The organism is Kitasatospora sp. NPDC028961 (assembly GCF_055564815.1).
This window is the reverse complement of the sequence record NZ_JBVHVO010000018.1, coordinates 31,129-39,326: the sequence shown is the minus strand read 5'-3', so window position 1 is coordinate 39,326 and position 8,198 is coordinate 31,129. Positions and strand designations below refer to the sequence as shown.

General features: G+C 73.2%; 7 protein-coding genes and 1 riboswitch. Of the genes, 2 read left to right on the top strand and 5 right to left on the bottom strand.

Annotated features, from left to right (window positions below):
* Positions 1-195: 195 nt before the first annotated feature.
* A complete protein-coding gene (locus tag ACZ4UX_RS25920) occupies positions 196-1,230 on the bottom strand; it encodes a M23 family metallopeptidase (protein WP_380390687.1) in 1,035 nt (344 codons plus the stop codon).
* A 4-nt stretch (positions 1,231-1,234) separates the two neighbouring features.
* Positions 1,235-1,395, bottom strand: a riboswitch (cyclic di-AMP (ydaO/yuaA leader).
* Between the two features lie 310 nt (positions 1,396-1,705).
* Here ACZ4UX_RS25920 and ACZ4UX_RS25915 point away from each other — a divergent pair.
* Positions 1,706-3,244, top strand: a complete 1,539-nt coding sequence (locus tag ACZ4UX_RS25915) for an MFS transporter (protein WP_465708418.1) — start codon at positions 1,706-1,708, stop codon at positions 3,242-3,244.
* A gap of 7 nt (positions 3,245-3,251) precedes the next feature.
* Here ACZ4UX_RS25915 and purB read toward each other — a convergent pair whose 3' ends face one another.
* The 4 genes from purB to ACZ4UX_RS25895 form a co-directional block, all read right to left on the bottom strand.
* The gene (gene purB / locus ACZ4UX_RS25910; RefSeq protein WP_352291788.1) at positions 3,252-4,682 is read right to left on the bottom strand and encodes an adenylosuccinate lyase; all 1,431 of its coding nucleotides are present in this window, start codon (positions 4,680-4,682) and stop codon (positions 3,252-3,254) included.
* 107 nt (positions 4,683-4,789) lie between these two features.
* Positions 4,790-5,245, bottom strand: coding sequence for a MarR family winged helix-turn-helix transcriptional regulator (locus tag ACZ4UX_RS25905; RefSeq protein ID WP_329490895.1), 456 nt, complete (start codon positions 5,243-5,245; stop codon positions 4,790-4,792).
* A gap of 122 nt (positions 5,246-5,367) precedes the next feature.
* Complete coding sequence (locus ACZ4UX_RS25900) at positions 5,368-5,781, bottom strand: DUF3037 domain-containing protein (protein ID WP_359806352.1); 414 nt, start codon at positions 5,779-5,781, stop codon at positions 5,368-5,370.
* A complete protein-coding gene (locus ACZ4UX_RS25895) occupies positions 5,778-6,533 on the bottom strand; it encodes a HipA family kinase (protein WP_465708417.1) in 756 nt (251 codons plus the stop codon). The genes ACZ4UX_RS25900 and ACZ4UX_RS25895 overlap by 4 nt, the downstream gene beginning before the upstream one ends.
* 171 nt (positions 6,534-6,704) lie before the next feature.
* Between ACZ4UX_RS25895 and ACZ4UX_RS25890 the strand changes: the two genes are divergently transcribed.
* Complete coding sequence (locus ACZ4UX_RS25890) at positions 6,705-8,063, top strand: NAD(P)/FAD-dependent oxidoreductase (protein WP_329490892.1); 1,359 nt, start codon at positions 6,705-6,707, stop codon at positions 8,061-8,063.
* The last annotated feature ends 135 nt before the right edge of the window (positions 8,064-8,198 follow it).

Here is an 8,198-nt window from a genome sequence, read left to right as displayed (position 1 = left end):
TCTTCCGCACAGAGGACCATATCCCCAGAAACCCCCGCATGGAACCCCTGGTCGGGGGGGCCCCCCTCCCCGGCCAGGGCGTGTCCCGCGCCCATGATCCGCTGACGGTGCGGCGATCACCCGGTCGAGCGGTCACCCGACATGACCATCCCGGGAGGTCGTACGCCCCGCACCCAGCGGAAGTCCGACCTCAGGTCAGAGGGAGACGCCGTGCGCCCGCAGGTAGGCGATCGGGTCGATGTCCGAGCCGTACTCCGAGCCGGTGCGGATCTCGAAGTGCAGGTGCGGGCCGGTCACGTTGCCGGTGGCACCCGAGAGGCCGATCTGCTGGCCGGCGGTGACGGTCTGACCGATCTTCACACCGATCGAGGACAGGTGCGCGTACTCGGCGTAGTGGCCGTCGGCGAGCTTGATCTCGACCTCGTTGCCGTAGGCGCCACCGTTGCCGGCCTTCACCACGGTGCCGGCGCCGACGGCGCGCAGCGGGGTGCCGGTGGAGGCGACGAAGTCGGCACCGGTGTGGTGACCGGAGGCCCACATCGAGCCGGCCACGCCGTAGGCGGTGCCGAGCTTCGGGTTCGCGAGGGGGGCGACGAAGCCCGAGGTGCTGGCCGCGGCGGCCGGCGCCGCGGGGGCGGCCGGAGCGGCCGGCTTGGCGGCGGGGGCGGCCGGCTTGGCGGCCGGGGCCTCGGCGGGCTTGGCGGCCTGGACCGGCTTCGGGGCGGCGTGCTGGGCGGCCGGCTTCTGCGCGTCCTGCGAGACCTGCGGCTTGGCGGCCGGGGCGGCGGGCTTGGCGGCCTCCGCGGCGGCCGGCGCGGCGGCGGCCTTGGCACCCAGCGCGAGCTGCTGACCCGGGAAGATGAGGTTCGGGTTGGCACCGACGACCGAGCGGTTGTGGTCGTAGAGGGCCTTCCAGCCACCCTCGACCTGCTTGGCGTCGGCGATCTTCGACAGGGTGTCCCCGCCGACGACCTTGTAGCTCTCCTCGGCCGGCGCGGCGGCCGGCTTGGCGGCCTCGGCGGCCGGCTGCGCGGCAGCGGCCGGCGCGGCGTCGACGCTGGTGGCGCCGGTCCAGGTGGAGGTCTGCGCGGGCTTGGCGGCCGGGGCGGTGTGGGCCTGGGCGCTGATGGTGGTCACCAGCGGGAGGGCGAAAGCGGCGCCGGTCACGGCGGTGGCGATGCCGATGCGGGCGGCGCGGGGCAGGGTGATACGACGAGCCTGTGCGGGCATGGCGAACTGTCCTCTCCGACGCCTGCGAGGTGAGCTGTCGGGTTCGGGCTGGAGTTGCCCGGCCGCATAGCGCGGCTTCACCCCAAGCCGGACCGTGAATTCCGGTCCGGCGACTTACCTTTGGGTCCCCCGCTCCTGCCGTACAGAGTTCGGTTCGTACCACCGGGCAGCGGCAGGACTAGGCGTTCCACCCGGTGGCCACCCGGTCCAATGCCGGGCGGTCGCTGAACTAAAACTCATCCGCCCGGGCGAAGCAATGTCGATCTCTTGAATCGACAACCACTACCGGGAAGGCCGTGACACTCCGAATGATCGACTGCACAGTATGTGCACAATCGATTCACCGCGTGCCACTGATCCACGACGCTCCGCCGATTTCGGTGTCCGTACGCATGCGATCACCTACGGAAAGCCATCCGCCGACACACCCCCGGTGACCCTTGTCACGTCGCGTCCCGGAGCGCAGGATCAGGCGGTGACCACCTCCGAGGCCGGCACCCTGCGCCTGGGCACCGCGCAGGGCCGCTGGGTACTACTGGCGACGGTGCTCGGCTCCAGCATGGCGATGCTCGACGGCACCGTCGTCAACGTCGCACTGCCCCGGATCGGCACCGATCTCGGCGCTCCGCTCGCCGCCCTGCAATGGACACTCAACGCCTATCTGCTCACCCTGGCCGGCCTGATCCTGCTCGGCGGCGCACTCGGTGACCGCTACGGCCGGCGCCGCGTCTTCCTGATCGGCGTGCTCTGGTTCGCCGCCGCCTCGGCGGCCTGCGCCGCGGCCCCCACCATCGAGGTGCTGGTCGCCGCCCGCGCGGTGCAGGGCGTCGGCGGGGCGCTGCTCACCCCTGGTTCGCTGGCGATGCTCCAGGCGGTGTTCCACCCTGACGACCGCTCGGCGGCGGTCGGCCTCTGGTCCGGCCTCGGCGGGGTGTCCGCCGCGATCGGCCCGTTCCTCGGCGGCTGGCTGGTGGACGGCCCCGGCTGGCGGTGGATCTTCCTGTTGAACGTCCCGCTCGCCGCCCTGGTGGTCGCGGTGGCCTCCCGGCACGTCCCGGAGAGCCGGGACGAGAGCGTGACCGGCCGGTTCGACGTCCTCGGCGCGGCGCTGGCCGCGCTCGCGCTGGGCTCGGTCACCTACGCGCTGACCGCGGCGGGCGACGGGCTCTCGGCCGTGGTGTGGGTGTCCGGCGCGGCCGGCCTGCTGCTGGGCACGGCCTTCGTGGTGGTCGAACGCCGCGTCCCGGAGCCGATGCTGCCGCTCGGCCTCTTCTCCTCCCGCCTGTTCACCGCGGTGAACCTGGTCACCCTCTGCGTCTACGCGGCGTTCAGCGGCGTCTTCTTCCTCCTGGTCGTCCAACTGCAGATCGTCTCCGGCTTCTCCCCACTGGTCTCCGGGCTCGCCCTGCTGCCGATCACCGTGCTGATGCTCGCGCTGTCCGCCCGGGCCGGCCGGCTCGGCAAGCGGATCGGCCCGCGCCTCCCGCTCACCGTGGGGCCGCTGCTCTGCGCGGCGGGTGTCCTGCTGATGCTGCGGATCGGCTCCGACGCCTCGTACTGGACGGACGTGCTGCCGGCCGCCACCGTGATGGGATGCGGGATGGTCCTGCTGGTCGCGCCGCTGACCGCGACGGTGCTCGCGGCGGTGGAGGTCCGGCATGCCGGGATCGCCAGCGGCGTCAACAACGCCGCCGCCCGCGCGGCCGGGCTGCTCGCGGTGGCCGCCCTGCCGGCGCTGGCCGGGCTCAGCGGCGAGGCCTACCGGGTGCCGGCCTCGGTGGACTCCGCCTTCCGGACCGCGATGCTGATCTGCGCCGGGCTGCTGGTCACCGGCGCGGTGACGGCCTTCACCACCGTCCGGGGCAATGTGCTGGCCCCCGAGGACCACCCGGTCGCCGAGCCGGACTGCACCTACGCCTGCGGCACCGCCCCTCCGCTGGATCCGGGCCATGCCGCCGCCGGACACGGCGAAGGCCCCGCCACCGGATCGGCGGCGGGGCCCACGAAGGCCTGAGGCAACGTCAGAGGATGTCACCCGGGGCGTACTTGGCGGCCTCGGGGTAGGCGGCCGCGACGGCCTCGACCTGGCGGACCACCTCGGCGACCTGGGCACCGGCCGCGCCGGTGAAGGAGAGCCGGTCGGCCAGCAGCGCGTCCAGCCCGGCCCGGTCCAGCGGGATCCGCGCGTCCGCCGCCAGCCGGTCCAGCAGCTCGTTCTCCCGCGCGCCGGCCCGCATCGCCAGCGCCGAGGCGACGGCGTGCTCCTTGATGACCTCGTGCCCGGTCTCCCGGCCGACGCCCGCCCGCACCGCGCCCATCAGCACCTTGGTGGTGGCCAGGAAGGGCAGGTAGCGGTCCAGCTCGGCCTCGATCACGGCGGGGAAGGCGCCGAACTCGTCAAGGACGGTCAGGAAGGTCTCCAGCAGGCCGTCGAAGGCGAAGAAGGCGTCCGGCAGCGCGACCCGGCGGACCACCGAGCAGGAGACGTCGCCCTCGTTCCACTGGTCGCCGCCCAGCTCGGCGGTCATCGAGGCGTACCCGCGCAGGATGACGGCCAGGCCGTTGACGCGCTCGCAGGAGCGGGTGTTCATCTTGTGCGGCATCGCGGAGGAACCGACCTGGCCCTCCTTGAACCCCTCGGTGACCAGCTCGTGGCCGGCCATCAGGCGGATCGTCTTGGCCAGGCTGGACGGCCCGGCCGAGAGCTGGACGAGGGCGGTGAGCACCTCGAAGTCCAGCGAGCGCGGGTAGACCTGGCCGACGCTGGTCAGCACGTGGTCGAAGCCGAGGTGACCGGCCACCCGGCGCTCCAGCTCGGCGAGCTTGTCGGTGTCGCCGCCGAGCAGGTCCAGCATGTCCTGGGCGGTGCCGACCGGGCCCTTGATCCCGCGCAGCGGGTAGCGGGCGATCAGCTCCTCCAGCCGGCGGAAGGCGACCAGCACCTCGTCGGCGACGGTCGCGAAGCGCTTGCCCAGGGTGGTGGCCTGCGCGGCGACGTTGTGCGACCGGCCGGCCATGACCAGCTCGGAGTGCTGGGCGGCGAGCCGGCCCAGGCGGACCAGCACGGCGACCGTGCGGTCGCGGACGTGCTCCAGCGACTGGCGGATCTGCAGCTGCTCGACGTTCTCGGTCAGGTCCCGGGAGGTCATGCCCTTGTGGATCTGCTCGTGGCCGGCGAGGTCGCTGAACTCCTCGATCCGCGCCTTCACGTCGTGCCGGGTGACCCGCTCCCGGGCGGCGATCGAACCGAGGTCGACCTGGTCGATCACCCGCTCGTAGTCGGCGACGGCGCCCGCGGGCACCTCCACGCCGAGGTCCTGCTGGGCCTTCAGGACGGCGAGCCACAGGTGGCGCTCAAGGACCACCTTGTGCTCGGGGGACCACAGCTGGGCCAGGGTCGCCGAGGCGTACCGGGAGGCCAGGACATTGGGGATCTGGGGCTTCGCGCTCACGCTTCGCAAGCCTAACAGCCGAGGTCAGCGCGAGCGGCGGCGGACCGGGCGCTGCCGCCTCCCGCGCCCGCCCCGGCCGATCGCTGTGCCGCTGTGCCGCCGAACCGCTACACCGTGCCGGGCGAGCGCCCGGCGAGGACCGGCAGCACCTGCGCGCAGATCGAGTGCAGCGAGATCCGCTGCTCGTCCGTCATCGCCTCGAAGGCCTGGTGGGTACGGCTCATCTCGCCGCGGATCAGCCCGAGGATCTCGCGGCCCTGCTCGGTGATCACGACGATCTTGACCCGCCGGTCACCGGCCGCCGCCTCGCGGTTGGCCAGGCCGAGCGACTCCAGCCGGTCGACGATCCCCGTCACGTTGGAGGCGTCGCAGCCCAGCCGGCCGGCCAGCGCGCGCATCGGCACCGGCTCCTGCACCGCACCGAGTGCCTTCGCCTGGGAGGAGGAGAGGCCGTGCCGGGCCGCGGCTCCCGCGAAGTCCTGGAAGTAGGCGGCGCCGACGGCGGCCAACGCCTCCATCAACTCGGCGTTGGTCGGTACGGTCGTCGTCGCTGTCGAACCCATGGGGCCAGCGTACGACCGAGTGCTTCACCAACTCAAGCTTTGACCGGGGCAAAAGTCCGCAGGTCAACCGCTCGGCCCCGGAAGGGCCTCCGGACGGCCCCCGGGCACCCGACCGGTCGTCCTCAGAGCACCAGCTGGTCGAAGAGCCGCCGCAGCTCGGCCTCGGGGTCACCGGTCAGCCCGGTGTGTACCGGTCCCGGCTGGACGACGGCGCTGCGCGGCGCCGTCAGCCAGCGGAACCGCTGCCCCGGACTGTCGCCCGCCGCCGGACCGGCCGCGGGCCCGCCCGCGCAGACCGCCTCGATCCCGTGCAGCGCCCGCCGCACCCCGGCGACGTCCGCCACCGGGTCGAGCGCCAGCAGCCGGGCCTGGTCCAGATGGGTCCGGGCGCCCAGGTGCGCGCTCTGCCGGCAGTACAGCAGCACCCCGACGTTGACGCACTCGCCGCGCTCGACCCTGGGCACCGCCCGGATCACCGCGTACTCGTAGTCGTGCAGCTCGACGGCCGGCGGGGCCGGCGTCACGGACTCGCTCATGCGGAGACCTCCGGCAGCCAGTCACGCGGACCGGCCAGTCGCCCGGTCAGCTGGGAGCGGTACGCGGCGCGCACCGCCTCGGGCGAGTCGAAGCCCGGCTCGTCCACCAGCCAGACGTCCGGGATCTGCGCCACCGCCGCCTCCACCGCCGCCTCGGCGAGCGGCGCGAGCGCCTTGTCCGCGGCCACCAGATCGGGCTCCGCGCGCAACAGCGCGTGGTCGGAGGCGTCGTACGGGCGGCGGATCCAGCCGGCCGCGCCCGCCCAGTGGTGATGGAAGATCAGGCTGGCGCCGTGGTCGATCAGCCGCAGCCCGCCGGTGGCCACCAGCAGGTTGGGGTTGCGCCACGAGCGGTCGACGTTGCCGATCAGGGCGTCGAACCAGAGCACCTGCCCGGCCAGCCCGGCGTCCACCTCGAAGCAGAGCGGGTCGAAGTTGAGCGCCCCGCTGACGAAGGCCATCCCGAGGTTGCGGCCGCCACTGGCCCGCATCTGGTCCTGGATCTGCGGGTCCGGCTCGCTGCGGGCCAGCACCGGGTCGAGGTCCACGGTGACCAACTCCGGTACCGGCAGCCCGAGCCGGCGGCCCAGCTCACCGGCCAGCACCTCCGCCACCAGCGCTTTGCGGCCCTGCGCGGCGCCGACCCATTTCAGGGCGTACAGCCGCCGGTCGTCGGCCTCGACCAGGCCCGGCATCGAGCCGCCTTCTCGCAGTGGCGTCACATAACGGACCGCCGTCACCTCGGGGAGCACGCCGGACAGCCTATCGGGCATATGCGCGGACCGGGCGCCGCGTGCCGTCCCCGCCCGGCGCGGGCCTGCGCCATCCGCGCCGTCCGGTGGCAGCGCCCGCTCCGCCGTGCGAGTGTGGCTCAGAGTAGTGGGGACCTTGCACGGTACGAACTGCACTGTAAGGGATGAACGATGGAACGAGCTCGGATCCTGATCGTGGGCGGTGGCTTCGCCGGACTGGAGTGCGCTCGCCGGCTCGAACGCAAGCTCACGCCCTCGGAGGCGGAGATCTCGCTGGTCACGCCGTTCAGCTATCAGCTCTATCTGCCGCTGCTCCCGCACGTGGCGGCCGGGGTGCTGACCCCGCAGTCGGTCGCGGTCTCGCTCCGCCGGACGCTGCGCCGCACCCACATCGTCCCCGGCGGCGCGATCGGCGTCGACCCGCGTTCCAAGGTCTGCGTGGTCCGCAAGATCACCGACGAGGTGGTCGCGCAGAAGTACGACTACCTGGTGCTCGCGCCCGGCAGCGTGACCCGCACCTTCGACATCCCGGGCCTGACCGACTACGCGCGCGGCATGAAGACGCTCGCCGAGGCGACCTACGTCCGCGACCACGTCATCGCCCAACTCGACCTCGCCTCCGCCACCCTGGACCAGCGGGAGCGCGAGTCCCGGCTCCAGTTCGTGGTGGTCGGCGGCGGCTACGCGGGCACCGAGACCGCCGCCTGCCTCCAGCGGCTGACCACCGCGGCCGCCCGGCGCTACCCGCGGCTGGACGCCCGGCAGATCAAGTGGCACCTGATCGACATCGCCCCGAAGCTGATGCCGGAGCTCGGCGACGCCCTCGGCGTCGCCGCCCTGGAGGTGCTGCGCGAGCGCGGCATCGAGGTCTCGCTGGGCGTCTCGGTGGCCGAAGTCGGCGCCGAGTCGGTCAAGTTCACCGACGGCCGGGTGCTCCCCTGCCGGACGCTGATCTGGACGGCCGGCGTCGCGGCGAGCCCGCTGATCGGCACCCTGGACGCCGAGACGGTCCGCGGCCGGATCGCGGTCACCGCGGAGATGCGGGTGCCGCAGTTCGAGGGCGTCTTCGCACTCGGCGACGCCGCCGCCGTCCCGGACCTCGCGAAGGGCGACGGCGCGGTCTGCCCGCCCACCGCCCAGCACTCCGCCCGCCAGGGCCGGGCGGTGGCCAACAACGTGATCGCCGCGCTGCGCAACCAGCCGCTGGAGCCCTACTACCACAAGGACCTGGGCCTGGTGGTGGACCTCGGCGGCAAGGACGCGGTCTCCAAGCCGGTCGGCGTCGAACTGCGCGGCGTCCCCGCCCAGGTGGTCGCCCGCGGCTACCACCTGATGGCGATGCGTACCAACGTGGCGAAGTTCCGGGTCGGCGCCAACTGGCTGCTCAACGCCACCGCCGGCGACGACTTCGTCCGGACCGGGTTCCTGGCCCGCCAGCCCGCCCGGCTGCGGGACTTCGAGTACACCGACGCCTACCTGACGAAGGATCAGGTGCGCGCGCACGCCGAGGCGCTGCTCGCCAAGGGCTGACCCGCCGCGGGGGGGGGGCCCCCCCCCCCCCCCCCCCCCCTAGAAAAGGGGAAAAAACGACCCGCCGCGCCCCCGAGCGGAGGGGAGACCCCCCCTCCCCTCTTCCTGCCCCTCTTTTTGATACTAACGTCTTTT